The organism is uncultured Desulfobulbus sp., assembly GCF_963662935.2.
GTDB lineage: Bacteria > Desulfobacterota > Desulfobulbia > Desulfobulbales > Desulfobulbaceae > Desulfobulbus.
On sequence record NZ_CAXXTL010000001.1, the window covers coordinates 891,863 to 915,976 of the forward strand.

Consider the following 24,114-nt stretch of genomic DNA (forward strand, 5'->3'; position numbering starts at 1 on the left):
TCTGTACAGACAATTGTCTTTTGCAAAACAAGGCCCAACCCATCGCAAAATGGCGACGAAAAATCACTGGCCCCGCGAGATGGCGCAACCGGATTGCCTTATCCTTTGGCTAGTCCAGCTTTTCATTGTGAAAAAGAATTCTTGAAAACAACATTCTTCAGATTGTTCCGTGCAAGGGGTTACCATGAGTGAAAAAGAACCAACAAAGACTGAAGGAAACCCGACCAACCAGAAGACAGATGATTCTTCCTGGTATTACGCGGAGAACGATCAAGAGGGCAAAGACCGGCTCAATGCTCGTACCTGGGATGTTTCCCGGAGAATCATTGATGATTCCTCCTCTCTGGGAAATCTGCATTACGGAGCCACTTTCCAAGAAGATCTGATTCAGGATATCGACAAGGTACCGGAAACATCTGTCGCGTTGGAAGCAGAAGAAACTGGCAGCGACACTTTGTCGTTGACGAAGGCACTTGACAGCCAGGCAGAATCCTTTTCTGCCACGACTATGGCCGAAGACAGGGAGGTTTTTACTGCCGAGGAAATCACTGAAAAACAGGGGCAAGAGGTTGAGGATCTCGCCTTTACCAGTGCACCCTCTATCGTATCGGATCCGACAGAATTGCCAACGGAGGATCGGCTCAGGCCTGTTAAGAAAGAAATTGTTACAAGCCGGGAAGACAGCTCCCTGACAGATGAAATCGCTGCCGTCGCTCCTCCGACGGGTCAATCGCAGCAGGCCGCGGTCATCACAGGCATCGGTGAGAGCGTTACCGAGGACGATGCAGTCGCCGTCTCCGGGAAGCTGGATATTACCGACACAAATACCGGCGAGGCCACCTTTGTATCAGAAACCGTCACTGGAGTATACGGGGCCTTTACCATCGACGCCACCGGCACTTGGGCCTATTCTCTGGCCAATGACCAAGAAAATGTCCAGGGTCTTGTTGAAGGCGAAAGGGTCACCGATACCTTTACCGTTACCTCGGTCGACGGCACAACCCACATCCTCACCATCGCCATCTACGGCACCAATGATCAGCCCGTAATCGGCGGCACAGAATACGGCAAGGTTGTCGAGGAAACTTCTCTAGATACCTCCGAATCCCTCACCATCGAGGACGCCGACAGGGGCCAGGCCTATTTTCAGGCTGGCGAAGTACATGGCGACTTCGGCACCCTCACCATCGATGCAGCAGGCAACTGGAACTACGCCCTCGATAACTCCAATGAAAAAGTCCAGGCACTCGGAGCAGGCGACACAACCGAGGATGTTCTCATCGTCAAATCCGCCGACGGCACTGAGCAGAAGATCACCATCTCCATTACCGGCACCAACGATGCCGCCGTGATTGGTGGGACAACCACCGAGGGTGTGACCGAGGATGAAGGCAAACAAGCATCCGGCACCCTCACCATTGTGGACGCCGACAACGGCCAGGACCATTTCCAGGCCGGCGAAGTGCACGGTAACTTCGGCACCCTCACCATCGATGCAGCAGGCAACTGGAACTACGCCCTCGATAACTCCAATGAAAAAGTCCAGGCACTCGGAGCGGGTGATAAGACCGAAGACGTCATCATCGTCAAATCCGCCGACGGCACTGAGCAGAAAATCACCATCTCCATTACCGGCACCAACGATGCCGCTGTGATTGGCGGGACAACCACCGAGGGTGTGACCGAGGATGAAGGCAAACAAGCATCCGGCACCCTCACCATTGTGGACGCCGACAACGGCCAGGACCATTTCCAGGCCGGCGAAGTGCACGGTAACTTCGGCACCCTCACCATCGATGCAGCAGGCAACTGGAACTACGCCCTCGATAACTCCAATGAAAAAGTCCAGGCACTCGGAGCGGGTGATAAGACCGAAGACGTCATCATCGTCAAATCCGCCGACGGCACTGAGCAGAAGATTACCATCTCCATTACCGGCACCAACGATGCCCCGGTTGTCAACGGAGAGGCGGCTCCGATACTTACCGCTGCTGAAGACTCAACCGTCCTCATCCGGCCTGAAGAGTTGCTGACCAATGCCTCAGATATTGATGGCGATACCCTTTCCGTGGCCAACCTGCACGTCATTGCAGGAGGCACCATCCCGATCACCCTGAAAATCTCAGGCGATCACTATGATCCAAAAAATATCGACGATATAGGCGCCGGTTCTCCAAAATTTCAGGTTTCGATCAACGGTCAGGCCGTCAATGTCGATGGAGAAAGCACCTTTACTGTAGAGGCGATGCGTGGACAGTGGGAATATTTCACGGTCAGCGTGCCAGCCGACACCGTCATCGAATCGGTTACAGTCCGCTTTGTCAATGATGCCTATGACAACTATGACAACGACAAGGATGGCAAGCTTTATGAAGACCGGAATCTGATCGTCGACAAAATCAATGTTGGGGGGCAAGTCACTGATGCCGGAGCCTTTGTTAGCGGAGTCACAATGGAGGCTGAAAAGGCCTATTACGACGCGCCCAAAGCTACCGGTTACGAAACCATGGCATGGAGCGGTTCTCTCAAGTTTGACGTCTCCAATGTGGAGCCCTCAGAGTACTCACCCATCTCCGTCAATGCCGACGGAACTTATACCTTGCGACCGGGCAGCAACTTCAACGGCACCATCCAGCTCGCCTACGATGTGGTCGACGGCCACGGCGGCATAACAGCGGCTACAACTGCCATCGAAATTGAGGCTATTAACGATTGTGCCGTCATCACCGGGGAAACTGGCGGCAAGGTGGTCGAGGACCAGGTACTGTCGGCCAGCGGCAGGCTGACCATCGAGGATGTCGATACCGGGCAATCATTGTTTGATGCGGGTGAACACGACGGCAGTTTCGGCACGCTGACGATCGACCAGGAGGGCAACTGGACCTATGCTCTCGACCCCAAGAATGAGAAGATCCAGTCTTTGGGCGCTGGAGAGCGAACCGAGGACGTCATCACCGTTACCTCCGTCGACGGCACCGAGCAGAAAATCACCGTCACCATCACCGGCACCAACGATGTGCCGGTCATCGCCGGGGAAACTGGCGGCAAGGTGGTGGAGGACCAAGTGCTGTCGACCAGCGGCAAACTGACCATTGCCGATGTCGATGCCGGGCAATCAGCGTTTGATGCGGGGGTGCATGACGGCAGCTTCGGCACCATCAAGATCGAACAGGAGGGCAACTGGACCTATGCCCTTGATCCCAAGAACGAGAAGATCCAGGCTCTGGGCGCTGGAGTGCAGACCGAAGACCACATCACCGTTACCTCCGTCGACGGCACCGAACAGAAAATCACCGTCACCATCACCGGCACCAACGATGTGCCGGTGGTCGGGGCCGTCCAACTGGCATCTCTGGCCGAGGACACCTCCCGCCTCATCACCAGTTCGCAACTACTGGCTGCCAGCCGGGATGTCGACGGCAATGATACCCTGCAGGTCAGCGACCTGATTGTCGACGAGCGCTATGGCAGCCTGCGCGACAACGGCAACGGTACCTGGACCTTCACTCCCGGCCATAATCTCAACGCCGAAGACATCCCCTTCTCCTTCACCGTCAGCGACGGCCACGAGCGAGTCAGCGGCAGTGCGACCCTGGACCTGGTCGCAGTGGCCGACGCGCCGACCCTGATCGTCGAGGCCGCATCGGGCAAGGAAGACACGGCCATCGCCCTGCACATCGGCACCGCTCTCAGCGACCTCGACGGTTCCGAAACCCTGTCGGCCGTCACGATCAGCGGGGTACCGACCGGCGCCACACTCTCCGCTGGCACCAATAACAGCAACGGCACCTGGACCCTCTCCCAGGCGCAACTCGAGGGGCTGACCATCACCCCGCCGGCCAACAGCAGCACGGACTTCACCCTCGGTTTGTCGGTGACCGCCACCGATGCCAATGGCAGCACCAGCACCAGTACGGCGTCGCTACCGGTAACGGTCACAGCAGTAGCCGACACCCCCACTCTGACCGTCACCGCTGCTAAGGGCAACGAGGATACGGCTATTGGCCTCACTATCACTTCGGCTCTGAAAGACCTGGATGGATCCGAAAGTTTGTCCTTCACCATCACCGGCGTACCGACCGGCGCCAAACTCTCCGCCGGCACCAACAACGGTGACGGCTCCTGGACCCTCACCCCGGCCCAGATCAGCGGTCTCAAGATCACTCCGCCGGCCAACAGCGACGTGGACTTCCAACTGCAGGTCACCGCCACCGGCACTGAGGCGGAAAACGGTGACCGTGCCAGCACCAGTGCCACCCTCAATGTCACGGTCACTGCGGTAGCCGACACCCCCACCCTGACCGTTGCCGCTACCAAGGGCAACGAGGATACGGCTATTGGCCTCACTATCACTTCGGCTCTAAAAGACCTGGATGGATCCGAAAGTTTGTCCTTCAGCATCACCGGCGTACCGACCGGTGCCAAACTCTCTGCCGGCACCGCCAATGCCAACGGCAGCTGGACATTGACCCCGGCGCAACTGAGCGGACTCACCATCACCCCAGCGGCCAACAGCGATGCGGATTTTACGCTCACCGTCACCGCCACAAGCACCGAGGCGGAAAACCTCGGTAAGGCAAACAAGTCCGCCCAGCTCCTGGTGACCGTCAACGCGGTGACTGACGCTCCGACCCTGGCGGTCAGCGCCGCCAGCGGCAACGAGGATTCGACGGTATCCCTGCATATTACCAGCGCCCTCACCGACCAGGATGGTTCCGAAACCCTGGCCGTGGTCATCGGCAATGTCCCGACCGGCGCCAAGTTCACCGCCGGCACGGAGAACGCCGACGGCACCTGGACGCTGAGCCCGGCCCAACTCAATGGACTGGGCATCAAGCTGGCACCCAATTCCGGCGACGACTTCGCCCTGACCGTCACCTCCATCAGCACTGAAACCTCAACCGGTGCCCGCTCCCTTACCACCAGTTCCCTGCCGGTCACAGTCAATGCCGTGGCAGACACCCCTCTGTTGAGCGTCAGTTCCGCCCGTGGAGAAGAGGACAGCGCCATCCGCCTCAACATCACCAGCAGCCTGAGGGATACCGACGGCTCCGAGCATCTCGGGGTGGTCATCGGCAACGTGCCGGATGGCGCCAGCCTCTCCGCCGGCATTTATAACGGCAACGGTTCATGGACCCTGACCCCGGCCCAGTTGTCGGGACTGACCCTCACCCCGCCGGCCAACAGCGATGCGGACTTCACCCTCACCGTCACCGCTATCGCCACCGAAGGCGAAAACGGCAGCAGCGCCCAGCGCAGCTATGCCCTGCCGGTGACGATTTCGGCGGTGGCAGACCTGCTGGATCTGGGGCTTGATGCCGCAGCCAGCGGGAGCGAGGACAGCCGCATCGCCCTGCACATCGATGCCGGGCTCATCGATAGCGACGGTTCCGAATCGCTGACCCTCACCCTGGCAGGAATTCCAGATGGTGCCCTCCTTTCCGCCGGCATTGACAACGGCGATGGCTCCTGGACCCTCACCCTTGACCAACTGGCTGACCTGGCCATCACCCCCCCGCCCAACAGCGACCGTGACTTCACCCTCACCCTGAGCGCAACCACCCTGGAAGGTGCCAGCGGTGACCGTCAGACCACCACCCTGAATATCCCGGTGCAGGTCAGCGGCGTAGCCGACGAAGCGATCCTGACTGCCGGGCTGGCCTCCGGTACCGAAGACCGGGCCATTGCCCTCAATTTGAACACGGCCCTGACCGATAGCGACGGTTCCGAAACGCTGTCCATCACCATCGCGGGGCTGCCCGCGGGTGCGTCGCTTTCGGCCGGCATCCGCAACGACGATGGCAGTTACACCCTGACCCCGCTCCAACTCCGGGGACTGACCGTCACCCCGCCGGCCAACAGCGATGGGGACTTTCATCTCAGCATCACCGCCACCACCACTGAGCGCGAAGGCGACATTCACCATACCACCATCGATCAGCTGGTCACCGTGCGGGGCGATGCCGACGCGCCGCAGCTGACGGTGCAGCCCGCCGCCGGCGAAGAAGACAGCGCCATCTCTCTCAACATCGCCTCGCGGCTCACCGATGCCGATGGTTCGGAATCACTCAGCATTACCATTTCTGACATCCCCGAGGGGGCGGTACTCTCTGCAGGCACCCTGAACGCGGATGGCAGCTACACCTTGAGCGTAGACCAGCTCACGGGACTGACCATCACCCCGCCGGCCAACAGCGACGCAGACTTCAGCCTCACCGTCACCGCTACCGGTATTGAAAACGAAAACGGCGACCGGGCCACCACGGTGCTCAAGCTGCCGGTCTCGACCAGTGCCGTGGCTGACACCCCGGAGATCACAACCACTCTGTCGCAGGGGCAGGAAGATCACTTTATCGCCCTCCACATCGATCCTTTTCTGACCGATACCGACGGTTCCGAGACCATCTCGCTCATCATCGACAACCTGCCCGCAGGGGCCCTGCTCTCCGCCGGCACGATAAATGACGACGGTTCCTGGACCGTGGCGGCCGATGAGATCGCCGGGCTGGCCATCCTGCCGCCAGCCGATGACAGCGGTAATTTTATCCTCAGTGTTACCGCCGTGGCCACCGAGGTGAACGGTGGTGTCAGTGCCCGTTCCGCCCCTGTCAACCTGCCCGTCTCTGTCACCGGCATGGCCGATGCTCCAACGCTCACGGTCCACGGCACCACCGGCGACGAGGATACGGCCATCGCCCTGGATATCAGCTCAGCCCTGACCGATACCGATGGCTCCGAGACACTCACCATCGCCATCGCCGGGGTGCCACCGGGGGCAACCCTTTCCGCCGGCACCAAGAGCGGCGACGGTTCGTGGACGCTTTCCAGCGACCAGTTGGCGGGATTGACCATCACCCCGCCGCGCGACAGCGATGCCAACTTCACCCTCACCGTCACCGCCACCGCGACGGAACAGGACGGTAACCAGGCAACGGTCAGCTACGAGTTGCCGGTAATCGTCAACGGTGTGGCCGACGCGCAGCAAATCGCCGGCAGCTCCATTAATCTGCAAGGAATGAGTCTGGATGCAGTGACCGGCAGAGAAGACACGGCTATTGCCCTTGATCTGCCTTTGTTCGGCGGTGACCAGGATGGCTCCGAGAACGCACTCGCCATCCTGGTTCGCGACGTGCCTTCAGGGGTACAACTCTCGGCCGGTACCGACAACGGCGACGGCACCTGGACCCTCAACCTTGCCCAGATCGAAGGGCTGAGCGTCACCCCGCCGCAGGATTCCGCCAACGACTTCACTCTCCGCTTCGAAGTGACCAGTACCGAATCCGGTTCCGGCCATACCACCGTCACCAGCTTCAACGTGCCGGTGGAAGTGGCGGCCGTTGCCGACGGCTTGATTCTGCGGGCGGACAGCGCCTCGGGCCTTATCGGCCAGCCGATCAGGCTAAACATCATCCAGCAGGAACTGGACCGCGACGGTTCCGAAACCTCGACCTTCGTCATCGGCAATGTGCCTTCGGGTGCGATCCTTTCCGCCGGCAGCAACAACGGCGACGGCTCCTGGACGCTTTCCGCCGACCAACTGAGCGGACTGACCATCACTCCGCCGGCGGGCACCGCCGCGAACTTCACCCTCACCGTCACCGCCACCAGTACCGAGGCTGAGAACCAGGAGAGCACCAGCAGCAGCATCGAACTGCCGGTCTATATCCGCACATCCACAGGCGGCGGCACGAGCACAGTCTCCGTCACCACCTTAGAAGATACAGCGGTGACCATTGACCTGGCCGCACATATCCCACAACTGCACGATGCCGTTTCCGGCAGCATCACCATCTCAGGGGTACCCGAGGGCGCACTCCTTTCCGCCGGCACAAACAATGGCGACGGAACCTGGACGCTCAGCACGACCGAGACCGCCGACCTCACCCTGACTCCGGCGGCGAACAGTGGCGACAACATCCACCTCGATTTCAGCGCCTCGCTGGCATGTCCCACCGGGAATCTCCAGATTCCCGATGACGGCAGCATCGTCTCCGCCGAAGGTGGTGTCACCGTGATCAAAGGCGAGATCGTCGCCGAGGGTGACAGTGGCTCCAGCATCAACACCTGGATTTTCCACCACAACGGAGGAGCGCTCACCATCGACACCCTCTCCGAGAGCGGCGCCAATTACATCGACATCGACGGTGACGGCGTCAAAGACCATATCGACAACATGATGCGGCTCTACGACGGCGACGGTAACCTCATCGCGGTGAGCGACGACAGCAACCTCGGTACCGCCGACGGTTCAACCAATGACCTGATAGGCCATAACCAGGATGCCTATCTGCACTTCGACAACCTGCCCGCCGGTGACTATGCCCTGGCGGTGGGTTCCTGGGATCTGAGCGAGCAGGAGGTGACCGCCGGCCACAACGATAACAACGACATCGGCTACAGCTACGACCATGATCAGGACACCGGCCCCTACCAGATCTCCCTCAGCGGTAACATTGCCTTCCTACCGGAGCTGACCACGGTCACGACCCATGCAGACCTGATGATCCAGGTGACCGACCTGGCCGATGCGCCGGAACTTACCGGCAGTACCGTCAGCGCTGTCGAGCATACGGCCACCGACCTTGGCCTGAGCGCCACCCTGGCAGACAGCGACGGTTCTGAATATCTCAGCATAACCATCAGCGGCGTGCCCGTTGGTGCGGTCCTCTCCGCCGGCACCGAAAATAGCGACGGCTCCTGGACGCTTTCCGCGGGCCAATTGAGCGGACTCACCATCACTCCGCCGCGCTACAGCTCAGAGGACTTCACCCTCACGGTCACCGCCACCAGCAGCGAATACGAGAACGGCTCGCAGGCCAGCACCTCATTCGAGCTGCCAGTGACGGTGAGCGGAAGCGCCGATGCGCCCATTCTGGTGGTCAAGGCCGGTGCCGGCGCCGAGGAAAGCCCCATCGCCCTCCATATCGATGCAGCCCTGACTGATACCGACGGCTCCGAAAGTCTCGGCATCACCATCACGAGCGTACCGGCAGGTGCCGTTCTTTCCGCCGGTCAGGACAACGGTGCCGGCTCCTGGAGTCTCACCGCCGAGCAGCTCGCCGGCCTCACCATTACCCCGCCTGCCCACAGCGGTGAAGACTTCACCCTCACGGTCACGGCCACCAGTATCGAGGCCGATTCCGGCAACACCACCCAGACCGTGCGCAGTCTGCCGGTGATCGTCAATGCCGTGGCCGACGCCCTGCAGGTGTCGGTGGAGGCTGCGGCCGGGACCGAGGATACTGCTATTGGCCTCGATATCGACACCACCCGGCTGGACACTGACGGCTCCGAACTGGTCAGCATTACCGCCGACGGGTTGCCCGATGGTGCGGTGCTTTCCGCCGGCAGCCGCAACGACGACGGCTCCTGGGACTTGACCCTGGACGAGCTGGAAGGACTGACCGTCACCCCGCCGGCCGACAGTGACAAGGACTTCACCATCCACTTTACCGCCACCACGGTGGAACGGGAAAACGGCCAGACTGCTGTCAGCGAATTCAGCGTCCCGGTCAGTGTGGCAGCGGAGGTGGACGGCGTCACGGTGGAGAGTGCAGCGGTGACAGGCCGGGAAGATACGGCCATTGCCCTGGATATCACAGCGGCCATCGGCGACAGTGACGGCTCCGAGGCCTCCACCGTCACTATCAGCGGTGTGCCCGTAGGTGCCGTCCTCTCGGCCGGCAGTGAAAACGAAGACGGTTCCTGGACCCTGACCACCGATCAACTTAAGGGACTCTCTATTACCCCGCCCGCCAACACGGCTGACGATTTCACCCTCACCCTCACCACGGTGAGCAGTGAGGAGGCCGGTGGCAGTGTCACCGCCTCGTATGATATTCCGGTAACGGTAACGGCGGTGGCCGACGCCCCTGTCTTGAGTGCCGACAACGCTGCCGGTCGTGAGAACGAGGCCATTAGTCTGAATATCAGAGCCGCCTTGAGCGACATCGACGGCTCGGAAAGCCTGTCCGCGATCACCATCAGCGGTATGCCCGTGGGGGCGACTCTCTCTGCCGGACACGACAACGGGAACGGTTCCTGGACGGTTGGAGTCGACCAGCTTAACGGGCTCACCGTCACCCCGCCGTTGTACAACGACAGCGACTTCAACCTTACGGTGCAGGTCAGTACCACCGAGGTCGAGGGCGACAGCGCCACCAGCACAGTCACCATTCCGGTGACGGTCAATGCCGTGGCCACCACTCCCTTGCTCACAGCCAGCACCGCCGGTGGCGACGAGGACACTGCCATTGCCCTGGATATGAGCTCGACTCTGGTCGATACCGATGGTTCGGAAAGCCTCGCCATCACCATCAGCGGCGTACCCAACGGCGCCCGCCTCTCGGCCGGCAGTGAAAACGAAGACGGCACCTGGACGCTCAGCGCCGATCAGTTAGAAGGACTCTCCATCCGGCCGCCGCGCGACTGCGGCGACGACTTCACCCTCACCGTCACCGCCACCAGCACTGAGGCCTCAGGCGGCAGCAGCAGGACTACCGTCTCTCTCCCTGTGACGGTCAACGCGGAGGCCGATGCGCCGCAATTACGCATTGACAGTGCAGCCGGTTCCGAGGATCGTGCCATCGCCCTCGACATCACTTCGACTCTGACCGACTCCGACGGCTCGGAAAGCCTCGTCATCACCATCAACGATGTGCCCGATGGAGCGGTGCTCTCCGCCGGAAGCGACAACGGCAATGGTTCCTGGACGCTTTCCCCCAATCAACTGCACGGGCTCACCATCACCCCGCCGGCCGACAGCGATGCCGACTTCAACCTCACGGTCACCGCCACCAGCACAGAGACAGAAGGCGCACAGACCAGCACCAGTTACGTACTGCCGGTGAGTGTCGAGGCAGTGGCCGACGGGGTGATCTTCACCTCCGCTGCCAGCGGCGACGAGGATACGGCTATCAAGCTCACCCTCGCCGCTGTTCTAGCCGACGAGGATGGATCTGAGACCATGAGCGCCATCACCATCAGCGGCATGCCCGCAGGCACTTTTCTCTCCGCCGGCACCAAAAACGACGACGGCACATGGACGCTCAGCACCGACCAGTTGGAGGGGCTTACCATCACCCCATCGCATAACAGCGGTGACAGTTTCAACCTCATTGTCAGCGCCCGCACCACGGAAAGCGCCTCCGGCACTGGGACCACCACCACCTATGTCCTGCCGGTCTCGGTCCATGCGGTGGCCGATGCCCCGACCCTTAGTGCCAGTGCTGTCAGCGGCAACGAAGACACGGCCATCGCCCTCAGCATCTCCACCGGTCTGACCGATACCGACGGGTCGGAAACCCTGTCAGCTGTTACCATCAGCGGTATGCCCGACGGCGCCCGCCTCTCCGCCGGCACCAACAACGGTGACGGATCCTGGACTGTTGCCCGGAGCGCTCTTACGGGACTCACCCTTACCCCGCCGGCCAACAGTGACGCGGACTTTACCCTGCATCTGGCTGTCACCTCCACCGACAGCTCCGGCTCAATCAGCACCACCACCGCCGATCTGCCGGTGACCGTCAACGCGGTGGCCGATGCCCCCACCTTCAGCGCCACCAATGCCAGCGGCAACGAGGATGCAACCATCGCCCTTGATATCCGCGCGGCCCTGAGCGATACCGATGGCTCCGAGACCCTGTCCGCCGTAACCATCAGCAGCGTCCCCACGGGTTCGGTCCTCTCCGCTGGCACGAACAACGGCAACGGCTCCTGGACCGTCAACGCCGCACAACTGGAGGGACTTACCCTCACCCCTCCGACCAACAGCAGTGAAGACTTTACCCTCACCCTGGCTGTGACTTCTCAGGAAGCCAGGGGTGGCAGCTCCACCAGTACGGCGCAGTTACAGGTAACGCTGACAGGTGTGGCCGATGCCCCCACCCTGACAGTTTCGGCGACCAGCGGAGACGAGGACAACGCCATCGCCTTGCCCATCAATAGCGCTCTGACCGACCGCGATGGTTCGGAGAGCCTGTGCGTCGCCATCAGCGGTGTGCCCAACGGAGCAACACTCTCCGCCGGCACCGACAACGGTGACGGCACTTGGACCCTTGCCGCTGATCAACTCACAGGCTTGACCGTAACACCGCCGGACAATGCTCACGGTGCATTCCAGTTGACGATTACGGCCAGCAGCACGGAGACCGACGGCGGCGACACTGTGGCAGTCACCCGCACGGCCACAGTGACCGTCAACCCGGTCAACGACACGGCCTCAATCACCGGCAATAGCGTTGGCACGACCAGCGAGGACGGTACCACCACGGTCTCCGGTGCTCTCACGGTGACCGATGTTGACAGCGGTGAAGCCCATTTCACCGCCACTGCGCACCAAGGAACCTACGGATCTCTTGCAATCGATGAACAGGGCGCCTGGACCTACAACCTCAACAATGAGGCCGACAGCGTCCAAAGTCTAGGCGATGATGAGACCGCCACCGATACCATCATCGTCACCACCGCTGACGGCACCACCCAGCAGATCAGCATCACCATTGCCGGAAGCGACGATGCGGCCCAGATCACCGGGACGACCACCGCCGAGGTCCGAGAGGACGACGCCACCACGGTCTCCGGCACTCTCGCGGTAACCGACATCGACAGCGGCGAGGCCCATTTCACCGCCGCGACGCACCAAGGGAGCTACGGCTCCCTGGCCATCGACGAACAGGGCGCCTGGACCTACAACCTCAACAACGACGCCGACAGCGTCCAAGGTCTTGGCGATGGTGAGACCACCACCGACACCATCACCGTCGCCACCGCCGACGGCACTACCCAGCAGATCAGCATCGCCATCGCCGGAAGCAGCGACAGCCTCATCGGCACCGAGGCAGGAGAAACCATTGCCGGTGGCGACGGCAGCGACACAATCATCGCCGGTGGCGGGGATGACGTCTTATCAGGCAACGGAGGGAATGACTCTCTGGTCGGGGGAGCAGGGGATGATCAAGTTTTTGGCGGGTCAGGGGAAGATGTGGCCGTTTTCTCAGGAGAGAGTAACCAATACTTCTTCCAAAACACCGGTTCTGGCCTGGAAGTAATCGATACCCTGGAAGGCCGCGACGGCAAGGATATGACGTATGATGTCGAGGTGTTTCAATTCCAGGATATCACCCTTGACCAGGAATTCCTTTTGGCCAACATGGACAACTTGAACCGTCAAACACAGGAATATCTGGACTCATCACCTGACGTTTTTGCCCTTGCTTCAGAACAAGAGGCATCCTCAACAGACCAATACCTTGTCACCGATACAGAGACAGAGGATATTCCAGCCATGGATGCACAGATTGAAGCCCCTGTTGAAACAAAGGCCGAGATCAGCGAAGCAGGCCTTGACGTCCAAGATAGCGTTGTCTACGAACCGGATGATTCCTCTCTAACCACCCACCACGACCCGATGACATAAAGTGCTCTGAGCAGGATTCCCAGTCTTTAACCATCCACCAACAAAAATCAACACACCTGTTTACTTGAACAAAAAAACAATGAATTACACAAAACATCTCATCCTTTTTCTCTTTTTCAGCGGACTCGCACTGTTGCCGGCCGCTCTCCCGGCTGCCTCCCCCGAGGGATATCAGCCGGACACTCTCATCTCGCCTTCCAAGACCACAAAAACCAGAGCCTTACCAGCAAAGGCTTCCGATACGCCCCCCGCGCCTCAAGCAGGACAGATCGATCAGAAGAAACCAAGCCCCCCTCTAGAAGAGATCGACCAGATCATGGAAGAGTTCGTCGCCAACATTACTTCCAGTGAAGATCGCGCCATCCTTGCAGTCTTTGACGATCTTTTCCGGCTGACCTACTTTTCGGCGCCGGAACTCCGCATTGCCAGGGAAAATCTCACCCAGAAAGGCAAGGAAGGCTACACGGCATGGGCAAAACGCTTCGCCCCAGCCCTGAGCGGTACCCTTTCAGGGGTCAGTGAGATAAACCCTGACACGAGTGCGTCATTGACCGAGCAGGATGACGATACCCATGGCGACTGGGGCCTGAACATGGATCTTCCAGTGTATCGCCGCGCTCTCTCGGTCCGGCTTGATCTTGCGGAGACCGAGGAGCGGCTGGCCGAGAACAATCTTCAGATCAAGACGCAGGAGTTGGATCTCAAACTTAGAGAACTGCTGGCCAGCTATCTTGAAAGCAGTTACCGACTTTTCAACATCCGCAACTCGGTGCGGATCTCCCAGGAGCATGTCGACCGGATAAATCGGGGCTACGAATTGCGCGACCAAACCCGGCTTGAGCTGCTCCGGGCTGAAGCAAACCTGAAAGAGCTGGAATCACGCCGGGATCTCGATGAACAGAACCTCGCAGCCGCCCAGCGGGCACTTTTGGATTACACCGGCCTTCCCTCCTCCCACCCGGTCTTCGAACAGTTAAATCAATTGCTGGCGGATGAGACCAGAATCGCCGGCTGCATCAATTCCTTGGCCGCACTGGACAGTTCCTATCCGCTCATTGAACCGTACATCGCCGGCATGAACGACAAGCAGCTCCGCAGTCAGTTTGAAAAGGAAAGCCTGCTCTACCGGAAAATCAAACTGGAGCATGAACTGGCGGGCAACAAGGCCAAAACATACACCGCCGAGGAATATCCCGATCTCGCGGTCAAAGGCTCCCTTGCCCGCAAGGAGGATACCCGGTTTGACAAGTATGAAGAGGAAGGAAGGGTTGCGCTGGTTTTGTCGGTGCCGCTGTTCACCGGTGGCACCCTGAACAGCAATCGGGGTACCCAAGAGGCTGCAGAGCAGATTGCCGGCATTGCCCAGACCCAGAGCATGCGCCAGACTGTCCATTCCATTGAAAATACTCGCGACCTGATCACCAGTCTGCGCAAGGTGTACGCCACCCAACAGGCCAACCTGCGGCGGCAACAGGAGATTGTCACCCTCTCGGTCAAGTCCTACGGCATTAAACAGACCTCGATGGAGGATCTGCTGACCTCGAAAAACCGGCTGATCGATGCCAAGAATGCCCTGATGAATACCACCAACCGGCTCGGTCTGCTCATGCGCCAGTTTGTCTGGCAGCTGGGTGCCCCTTTGGCCACCACCAGTCTTCAACCCAAGAAGTGATCCACCGGCTGGCCTTGCAACTACCCTGCACTCGGTCGAGTGAGGCACCAAGATCCCGTTGCACCCATATCAGCTCTTTATAGGTCTTGATCAGTCGCATCGGGCGGAATCGCCCGTGGTTCCTTTGGTTGTGTCGATGGTCGCGGTCACCGGCATGCCGAGGCGCAGTTCCTGCTGGGGATCGCAGGCAAAGATGCGGGCCCGGTAGACGAGTTTGGTGCGCAGTTCCGTGGTTTCCACGGTTTTGGGGGTGAATTCGGCAGTGGAAGAGATGAAACCGACCCAGCCTTTGTAGGTCTTGCCGGGCAGGCTGTCGGTGTGCAGTTCGGCCGGCATGCCTTCCCGCACCCTGCCAAGGTCCGGTTCGCTGATGTAAGCCCGAACCCAGAGCGGATCGGTCAGGGCCAGGGTGAGGACCGGCGCACCGGCCGAGGCCATGGCGCCGGGCTCTAAAATCCGGTTACGAATGAACCCGTCGGCGGGCGCGAGCAACCGGGTATCAGTCAGCCGCTGCTGTGCCAACTCCTTGGCGGCTTGGAGGGCAGTCAGGTTAGCCTCTGCAGCGGCAATATCCTCCTTGCGCGGTCCCTCGAGCGCCAGTGACTGCTCTTCCTCGGACACCTTCAAGGTCGCCTGCCAGGTCTGCACCCTGAGCCTGGCGCTGTCCACCTCCTGTGTGGAGATGCGGTTGGTGAGCAACAGTGACTGCTTGCGGGCCAAGATAAGATCAGCATCCTTGAGATTGGCCTTGGCTGAAGCGACTGCTGCCCTCGCTTTTTCGATCTCCTGGGGCCGACTCCCGCTCTTGAGCCGCTCCACGAGCTGCGTCTGGGCCATCACCTCACCACCCAACCGTTCGGCATCCATCTGGAAACGAGCCGGATCCAATTCGGCAACCACCTGCCCCTTCTTAACCTTGGCGCCCTCATCGACGGCCAAGTTACTTATCCTGCCCGCATCCTGAAAAGCCAACTGTACCTCACGGATATCGACATTGCCGTATAAGGTGAGGGATTCGGCCACGCCTTTTCGTTCACCTTGGTCGGAACATCCAGCCGCAGTACTGATGATAAACAACAGCGCTGGCACAAACAGGCGCTTTCCAAAACAAAAAAACATAATGCGATAGCTCCGTGGTATCCAGAAAATCAGTGAGAACGCCGGTTCCGGTTCATTCACCGATGATCTTGACCAGCACCCGTTTCTTCCGCCGCCCATCGAACTCTCCATAGAAAATCTGTTCCCAAGTCCCAAAATCCAATTTACCACTGGTGATTGCCACGACAACTTCTCGACCCATAATCTGCCTTTTCATGTGTGCATCTGCATTATCTTCGAATCCGTTATGGCGGTACTGGCTGACCGGTTCGTGCGGGGCCAATCGTTCCAGCCACTCCTCGTAATCTTGATGCAGGCCGGCTTCATCGTCGTTGATGAACACCGAGGCGGTGATGTGCATGGCGTTACAAAGTAACAAACCTTCCTGAATGCCACTTTCCTCAAGGCATTGCTCCACCTCCGGGGTGATGTTGATGAAGGCGCGCCGGGTAGGCACATCAAACCAGAGTTCCTTACGGTAAATTTTCATTATTTCCTTGTATTACAAACAGATAAACGAAAGTTTATACTATATCAATTATCCTCATAGCCATTGTGTCGGTCATGGCTGATCGGATCATGCGGGGCCAATCGTTCCAGCCATTCGCGTCTCTTTATCACATGTCACCTTTGCCCGACCTGTTTTCAGTACTCCCCCAATGGGGATCGTTCGAGAAAGCATAGTCTACCACCAGCTTTCATGTACATTGCCCTCGTTATTCCTACTTCTTAACGTCTAACCAATCAACAACCTAATCGATTTATCTATCGGCGACCGCCGAAACGTTAGACCCCTCAAGAACCACCGTACCCTATGGTCACCTGACCATTAACAACAATCACCGGAACCTTCCGTTGGCCCCGACTGTGCTTCAACATTTCGTCCATCCGGCTTGCATCAATTTTCACATCATAATAGACACGCTCTGGATTCGCCTCACGGGCGCGAGTGGTATGAGGTCAGCCCTGCTTTCCGTAAATAATTGTCTCGCTCATATTGTTCCTCTCTTTGTATGATTACCAGGATACATTTAATTTTATTGAAATTATTTTGAGTAGTTAATTAGCTGGAACAACCACCCTATTTCCAATAGCTACGCTCTCCTTTCGTTCGCTCCTCATTGCACACTTTTACTCAATGGTTATTAATTATTTATACAAGAATAATAATTCTCAATCAAACAGTGGGTGAGCGAATCGCCCATCTCATATCTCCCTGTTACAGACAGAAGGTGTTATCATGAAAAACAATAAAACAGCATTTATGAAAGGACAGTACCATTTTCTCCGGGGCGAATTCGGGAGAAGCATTGTCGACTTCGGCAATGCTCTAAAGTCGAGCATGGATGCTGGCAAGGTCCATGTTCCATTGGGACTAGCTTTTTTCAAGAACGGTAATTTCTCCGAGGCCGCAGTTGAGTTCAGTTGTGCTTTGGATCATGACCAGACAAACGATTATCTCCTCTTTCTGCGCGGCATGACGTTTATGAACATGGGCAATTTGGAGGAAGCGGTGGACGATTTAAACGCCTCCATCAGCCTCAATGGCCAGCGTGGCTTCGCCTATGTTGCCCGCAGCCTGGCTTTCAGGGCGATGCACTGGGATGCTGAATCGGAAAACGACCTGAAATCGGCTTTAGCCCTTGCCAATGTTGAGGTTGAACTTTTTATCAGGGAGTTCTGCGTTACTCCGGCACTCCAGCGCTTAGCCCTTTCGCTCTTTGATGTCGGTAAAGAGGCGTGGGGCAAAGAACTGTGGGAGATACGCTCCTCAAGTGCTACCCATTGATTTCCGTATGAATAACCCATTGGACAATATAATTATTTTGCCTAATGAGCCTGTCACGGACAGCCTCCTTTGTGGGGGGGCTCAACCGACACCGGTATTTTTAAACCCTGGGTAAAAAGTATCCAATCCCCAGAATAGCCTGCTTTTGTGATTCAATAAACTGTATCCATGGCTAATGAATTGTTTTATCATGTGAATTTTATTCTTTTCCAGGCTGGCCTACAAAAAATAAACGTAAAAATTACTCAGTTGGGCACAAGGATTGCGATTTCTTCCAACCTTTAGTTATTCTTTAACTCACTAAAAATTTGGAACTATATCCTGACTGCGCTTGTTTTTTCATGTTTGGCATGACAAATGCTTTAAAACTCATACCCTCTGTACCCTCCTTTTCCGGCTTACTCCATGTTGGGGTGAGCCGGTTTTTTTTAAAGCACCCTGCTTGCTATCAAAAAAGACGCTTAGGCGTTCACCGTTTTAACCTTCCTCAACACGCAAGATAGGAAGAACTTGCCATGTTCTTCAATGAACGACCAGAATCAATGATTCTGGCCATTTTCGCTTATTTTAAGAGATATGATCATGATAGAAGAAAAAGGAATACTGTCCTCCCGCAAGAACAAGAAAGGGTTGGAGGAACGCTACAAGAAAGCTCGTCAAGATATTGCGAGTGCATTTTTAGATAAATCACCTCCATCAGAGAACGTCGACATATCAGAAGCTTACCAGCAAAGCCGTAGCCTTCTGGGAGACTATGTTACGCTTGATTGGCAACATAGACAAGATATCTTAAAAATCATCAACCAGATCAAAAGGTATGTGGATGATGATACCCTTCGAAGACCACTGAACATTATCATGCAGGCTGAGCCTGGCTCCGGCAAATCTCACATGGTGCACTGTTTAGCTCGAAAACTTGAGAGTCACCATGCAACGGCTGTTAATTTTAATATGGCCAGTCTGCATTCTATCGATGACCTAACACAACCTCTTGATGAGGTGAGAAATCTGAAAGTTGTTGATCGCCTGCCAATTCTTTTTCTTGATGAATTCGATAGCAACCCAGCTAACTTCCCGATGTTGTTACCGCTTATGTGGGATGGGGGATTGCAGATTAGTCACCGTGATCTGAAATTAGGAAAACTTGTGATCGTTCTTGCCGGTAGTGGCAAGAATATTGAGCAGGAAATGAAATCCGCAAAGGCGATGCAAGCGGTTACGGAAGCACAAGAAACAAAATTAGTGGATCTCTTATCCCGTATAAATGGAGGTGAGCTAGAGATCCCAGCCCTCGATACGGTCTCCCTCGATAAAGATCGACGTGTTGATAAAGTATGTCTCACTATTGCCCTACTGCAAAGTCGATTTGCCTGTAAATTGGAGACTATACCATGGGCATTGCTCCGTTTTGTTGTCATGAGCAAGTTCAGGTATGGGGTACGGAGTATTGCTCATCTTGTTGATCTCGTTTCTCCGCTGGGAGAGAAAGCAAATTCACTTCAACTCTCGAATCTGAATATGCCTCTTGGTTCTGTTCCGATACTCCGTGATAGCAGCCTCGCGTATCATATATTTTCAGAAGACGGGCCGGCATCGATAATCGAACTGTGGAATGAATGCTGCCAAAGCGATATAGCCGTTCGGGTTAAAAAGAATGTTGAAGAAGAAGATTATTCGTAGAATTCTTCAGCTTTCAATCTCCGATTCGGATCGAGATAAAAAGATTACAAGTTCGCAACGGTTCGGATTGAGAAGGCAAGGGCAAATATCAATACGGATACGGATCAAGAAGAGAGGAGATGTTCGGTGTTGATGAAACTCCTCATCCATTTTGTCCTTCTTCTCCTTCTTCAGTTTTCATTACCGGGCACGACTGAAGCGAGAGTCTATGCTTACATCGACGCCAGAGGAGAACTCTATTGCGCACCGGTCGCGGGCGGTGGACTGCGCAAGCTAGGGTCGAAGTCAGTAAAAGGGAGTAAACCACTGGTCCTTGTTGGCAGATCAACTGTGCCATTGAAATCAGGTTCGGCACTAGAGGGCACCGGTTCGGTTACCCGGTCGTTGAATGACTTTATCCAGTCCACTGCCACGAAACACCGGGTCGATCCGCTGTTGGTCAAGGCAATCATCAAGACCGAATCCAATTTCGATCCCGGTGCAGTATCGCCTAAAGGCGCACAAGGATTGATGCAATTAATGCCTGCGACTGCTAAGGATCTCCAGGTTGCCGATCCCTTTGATCCTCAGGAGAACATTGCTGGCGGCACCAGATACTTGCGTTCTTTGCTCGACTGTTATAACGGGGATGTCGAGTTAAGCCTGGCGGCGTACAACGCAGGGCCTGGTAATGTTAAAAAAGAGATTCCCGACATCCGTGAAACAAAAACTTACGTTTCCAAGGTGTTGGGAAACTATCAATCCTATCGAAAAAACAAGTGAACCAATGGGTATCCAAAATCCCCTCCAGTCAGAGTATGATTTCAAGAACCAATCGATTGCCTGGCTCAATGTCAGGCTACCTGGAGGACCGATTTCAGCTCTTCAAGAAACTCGTCAAAAAGCGCATGGTCGACAATCCAATGGCCCTTGTTGCCGTCCAGCTTGTAACCAAGCCCATTTTGGGCAATCCATCGTGTTGCAGTTGATCGTGAAATGATACGGCCAGTCTGGTCTATGATTCGCTGCCTGGCTGTTTTGAAAGAGATGAAGTCGGTGGGTAGTTTGGTAGGCTGGGCATCGACAAGAGTGCTGAGCACTCTTTGAAGAGATGATTATGTCTTTTGTTTTGGCAGGTTATCGTTCCGGCAAGTAGGAAAGGAGTCGGTGTAACTAGATTTGCATGGCGTTACACAACAACAGCCCTTCTTGAATGCCACTCTCAGCCAGGCATCGCTCCACCTCCGGGGTGATGTTGATGAAGGCACGCCGGGTAGGCACATCAAACCAAAGTTCTTTGAAGTAACTTTTCATGATTATCAGGTTAAGAAAAAGGAAAGAGGCTGTCGGGCTCGCTGTCAGTCGAGATTATTGGCCGCAATCTGCCGGAAGTGGGGCTCCACCTCTAAAAAGGCGTCAATCAGGATCGGGTCAAAATGGGTTCCCTTACCCTCGAGCATGATGGACATGGCCTCTTCGTGGGACAGAGAATTTTTATAGACCCGTTTGGAGATAAGGGCGTCGTAGACATCGGCAATGGCCATGATCCGTCCGGCCAACGGGATTGCGTCACCAGCCAGCCCCCGCGGATAGCCGCTGCCGTCGTACTTCTCATGGTGACTGCCGGCAATATCCTTGGCACAACTGAGAAAGGAGGTCGGCTTTCCGGCCATCTGTTCAAGATTGGCAATGACCTCTTCGCCATACTGGGCATGCATCTTCATCTCATCGAATTCCTCGGGAGTGAGCTTGCCGGGTTTGAGCAGAATGGAATCGCGAATGGCTACTTTGCCGATGTCGTGTAACGGCGCACATTTCCACAACAAGACGATGTATTCCTTGGACAAGAGTTCAAGAAAATGTCCTTGAGCGACCAGAGCTTCGGCAAGCAACTGCACATAGGCACGGGTGCGATGAATGTGACTGCCGGTTTCGGGATCACGATACTCCGCCAGCTCGCCCATAGCTTCAATGATAACATCCTTGAGCAATTCCGCCTCCCGGCTCCGTTCCTCCACCAATCGTTCGAGATTACTCCGGTAGGCATGGAGTTCCAGATGGTTGCGGACACGTGAGCGCAATTCCACCCCCTTGAACGGCTTAGTGACGTAGTCGACGCCGCCGAGCTTGAAACCGCGGACCACATCCTCCGATTCAGCTCTGGCAGTGAGGAAGATCACCGGAATCGAGCAGGTCTTCTCGCTCCTGGTGAGCGCTTCCACGACCTGGAAACCGCTCATTCCCGGCATCATGACATCCATGAGGATCAACTGGGGACTGGTGGCGGCAATCCGCTCCAGGGCCTGCTCGCCGGATGTGGCGTAGGCAAAGTCGCAGTCGAGCTCCTTCAGATGCGACATGGCGATCTGAATGTTTTCGGGCACATCGTCGACAATGAAAATAAGGGGCTTTTTAGTCTTCATGGCTCTTTTCGGTCCATAACCTTGGACAGCCTGGAAAGAAGGCGATCCACACCCAAAATATTGGGTTCATTGGCGTAGTGCATCAATTCATTCCCCAGCTCTGCCAGCATTGGTTGATTTTCCGTCAAGCCCCTTTCTTTCATGGCCATGCCCAGAGAGGCTGCATCTGCCAGGCTACCGGAACGAGAGGCCTGGCGGCGCAATAATTCCAGATCAGTATTCCATACGCTTGCGACTCGAATAACCAGGAGCCGTTCATCTCCGTCAGCGCTGTCATGCGTAGCCGATTGCGGCCCTTGCCCTGAAGAGGTCCGGGCATAGCGGACGACAATCTCCTTGAGTGTTTCCAGACGGAAAGGCTTCTGCAGAAAATCATCGAACAACGGCCTGTAATCCGCTTCCTCCAGCATCTCGCCGGTCATGACGACCACCGGTATCGAGGCGGTTTCAGCCGTTCGCCGCAACCGCTCGGTCACACTTTGACCGTCGGTACCCGCCAGATTGAGATCCATAAAAATAACAGCAGGCTGTTCCGAAACGGCAAGGGACAAAGCATCATCACCGTTGGTGGCAGTGAGCACCTTGTAGGGACTGTCCTGGAAAAAATCGACAAAAACATCCTTGATCAAATCAACATCATCGACCACCAATAATTTTCTTTCCTGCTCGGAGCTCTTTGCGTCCCAGTCAAATGCCAGCTCATCAGGGGCCGGTTGCGCAAGCTGTATGCCGTATAGAAAGACGGTAAAGCGGGCGCCCTCCCCTTCGTTGCTGGCCAGCTCTATCCGGCCGCCCATCATCGTCGTCAGGCGGCTGCAGAGGGTCAGACCCAGGCCAACCCCGCCGTACTGCCTGGTGATGGCGTCTTCCCGCTGCCGGAAGAGTTCAAAAATCTTTTGCTGATCCCGAATCGGAATACCGATACCGGTGTCTTTGACTGTAAACCGGAGATCAAAACGATCTCCATTTTCCGCAGACGGATCGCCCTCCACCAACAATTCGACAGCGCCTTCATTGGTGAATTTAACCGCATTGCTGACCAGATTTTGCAGAATCTGCTTCAACCGCACGCCATCGAGAATATAGGATTGGGGCAGATGTTTCGCTATCCGGCAATGCAGCCGAAGCCCCTTTTCCTCGGCCAGATCCTTGAACAATCCTTCCACCTCGCTGATGATCGGCGGCAGGCGGATTGAGCTGACCATTATCTGCAGCCTTCCGGAATCGATCTTGGACAACTCCATGATATCGTTAAAAATAGAAACAAGCGCCATGCTGCTCCTGTGAATAATGGCAACAAACCGCTTTTCCTTGGGACCAAGCTCGGAATTGGCCAGCATCTCAGTGTACCCAATGATGGCGTTCATCGGGGTGCGGACCTCATGGTTGATGTTGGCGATAAACTCGCTCTTCATCCGGTTGGCCGACTCCTCGGCCTGAGTGGCCGCACTGCTGGCCGCCTGAAGCTGCTTTCTGTTGCCCGGCGTTGTGCCGAACCAGAGAATCTGGTCCTGGCCATCGACGGTGACCTGGGCCAGAGCGCCATTGTCCGCGCGCTCCTGTTCTTCTGGATGGGGTAAATGGGCGGACAGCACCGGGGGCCTTTCTCCTTTCGCCGCTTGCCAGGCAGCAACAACAGGATGGCTGACCAGCTCTGGTTGCAGGTCAAGCAGGTTGGCGCCGATAAGCGCACGGCGATCATCGGAGGAGGCGCATCGATTGGCCTCAATGACGGTGAAATCTGTTTTGAGGCGAAGGATGGGCAGAGGCGCTTGATCCACGATCTGCTCGGCCAGCTGCAGACGGGCGATCAAAGCGTTTTTGTCTTTGAGCAACCGCTGTCCTCGCAGCCAAAGCCAGAAAACAGCGGCGAGCAGGCCCACTGTGGCAAAGAGCAGAAGAGAAAAAGGGGAGGAAAAAATGGCGCCATCAGCCGCGGCAGCGGCATGAGGCAGGAGGGTAGCGAGACAGGCAATGAGAACCGACTGTTTTTTCAAAATCGTGACACCTTTGCAAAGAAGATTCGTTGGCCTCAGTATATAGCCCGGTCCGGCGG

The 24,114-nt window shown here is 56.7% G+C and carries 11 protein-coding genes and 1 pseudogene; 5 read left to right on the forward strand and 7 right to left on the reverse strand.

Going from position 1 to position 24,114, the window contains the following annotated elements:
* The first annotated feature begins 184 nt into the window (after positions 1-184).
* Complete coding sequence (locus ACHZCX_RS03875) at positions 185-13,417, forward strand: VCBS domain-containing protein (RefSeq protein ID WP_319585913.1); 13,233 nt, start codon at positions 185-187, stop codon at positions 13,415-13,417.
* Positions 13,418-13,496: 79 nt separating this feature from the next.
* Positions 13,497-15,089 carry a TolC family protein gene (locus tag ACHZCX_RS03880; RefSeq protein ID WP_319585914.1) on the forward strand — a complete coding sequence of 531 codons (1,593 nt, stop codon included), beginning with the start codon at positions 13,497-13,499 and terminating at the stop codon, positions 15,087-15,089.
* Positions 15,090-15,179: 90 nt separating this feature from the next.
* Here ACHZCX_RS03880 and ACHZCX_RS03885 read toward each other — a convergent pair whose 3' ends face one another.
* The 3 genes from ACHZCX_RS03885 to uxx1 all read right to left on the reverse strand — a co-directional run bounded on the left by ACHZCX_RS03885 (position 15,180) and on the right by uxx1 (position 17,183).
* Complete coding sequence (locus ACHZCX_RS03885) at positions 15,180-16,112, reverse strand: efflux RND transporter periplasmic adaptor subunit (RefSeq protein WP_319585915.1); 933 nt, start codon at positions 16,110-16,112, stop codon at positions 15,180-15,182.
* A 148-nt stretch (positions 16,113-16,260) separates the two neighbouring features.
* Positions 16,261-16,677 (reverse strand): secondary thiamine-phosphate synthase enzyme YjbQ, encoded by a 417-nt coding sequence (locus ACHZCX_RS03890; RefSeq protein WP_319585916.1) that lies wholly within the window; start codon positions 16,675-16,677, stop codon positions 16,261-16,263.
* Positions 16,678-16,982: 305 nt separating this feature from the next.
* Complete coding sequence (uxx1, locus tag ACHZCX_RS03895; RefSeq protein WP_319585917.1) at positions 16,983-17,183, reverse strand: UXX-star selenoprotein family 1; 201 nt, start codon at positions 17,181-17,183, stop codon at positions 16,983-16,985.
* 244 nt (positions 17,184-17,427) lie between these two features.
* On the opposite strand from uxx1, the gene ACHZCX_RS03900 reads away from it, so the two are divergent.
* The 3 genes from ACHZCX_RS03900 (at position 17,428) to ACHZCX_RS03910 (ending at position 20,418) form a co-directional block, all read left to right on the forward strand.
* Positions 17,428-17,976 (forward strand): hypothetical protein, encoded by a 549-nt coding sequence (locus ACHZCX_RS03900; RefSeq protein ID WP_319585918.1) that lies wholly within the window; start codon positions 17,428-17,430, stop codon positions 17,974-17,976.
* Positions 17,977-18,558: 582 nt separating this feature from the next.
* A complete protein-coding gene (locus ACHZCX_RS03905) occupies positions 18,559-19,656 on the forward strand; it encodes an ATP-binding protein (protein WP_319585919.1) in 1,098 nt (365 codons plus the stop codon).
* 132 nt (positions 19,657-19,788) lie between these two features.
* On the forward strand, positions 19,789-20,418 hold the full coding sequence (locus ACHZCX_RS03910; protein ID WP_319585920.1) for a lytic transglycosylase domain-containing protein: 630 nt from the start codon (positions 19,789-19,791) through the stop codon (positions 20,416-20,418).
* Between the two features lie 71 nt (positions 20,419-20,489).
* Here the strand turns inward: ACHZCX_RS03910 and ACHZCX_RS03915 are convergent, their stop codons facing one another.
* The 4 genes and pseudogenes from ACHZCX_RS03915 to ACHZCX_RS03930 all read right to left on the reverse strand — a co-directional run bounded on the left by ACHZCX_RS03915 (position 20,490) and on the right by ACHZCX_RS03930 (position 24,055).
* Entirely contained in the window at positions 20,490-20,735 is a 246-nt protein-coding gene (locus ACHZCX_RS03915; RefSeq protein ID WP_319585921.1) for a hypothetical protein, read from the reverse strand.
* Between the two features lie 76 nt (positions 20,736-20,811).
* A pseudogene (locus ACHZCX_RS03920) lies at positions 20,812-20,949 on the reverse strand (YjbQ family protein); the annotation flags it as partial.
* A 44-nt stretch (positions 20,950-20,993) separates the two neighbouring features.
* Positions 20,994-22,058, reverse strand: a complete 1,065-nt coding sequence (locus tag ACHZCX_RS03925) for an HD domain-containing phosphohydrolase (protein ID WP_319585923.1) — start codon at positions 22,056-22,058, stop codon at positions 20,994-20,996.
* Positions 22,055-24,055: an ATP-binding protein gene (locus tag ACHZCX_RS03930; RefSeq protein ID WP_319585924.1), complete on the reverse strand. Its 2,001-nt coding sequence runs from the start codon at positions 24,053-24,055 to the stop codon at positions 22,055-22,057. Before ACHZCX_RS03930 ends, ACHZCX_RS03925 begins: the two co-directional genes overlap by 4 nt.
* Positions 24,056-24,114 lie beyond the last annotated feature (59 nt).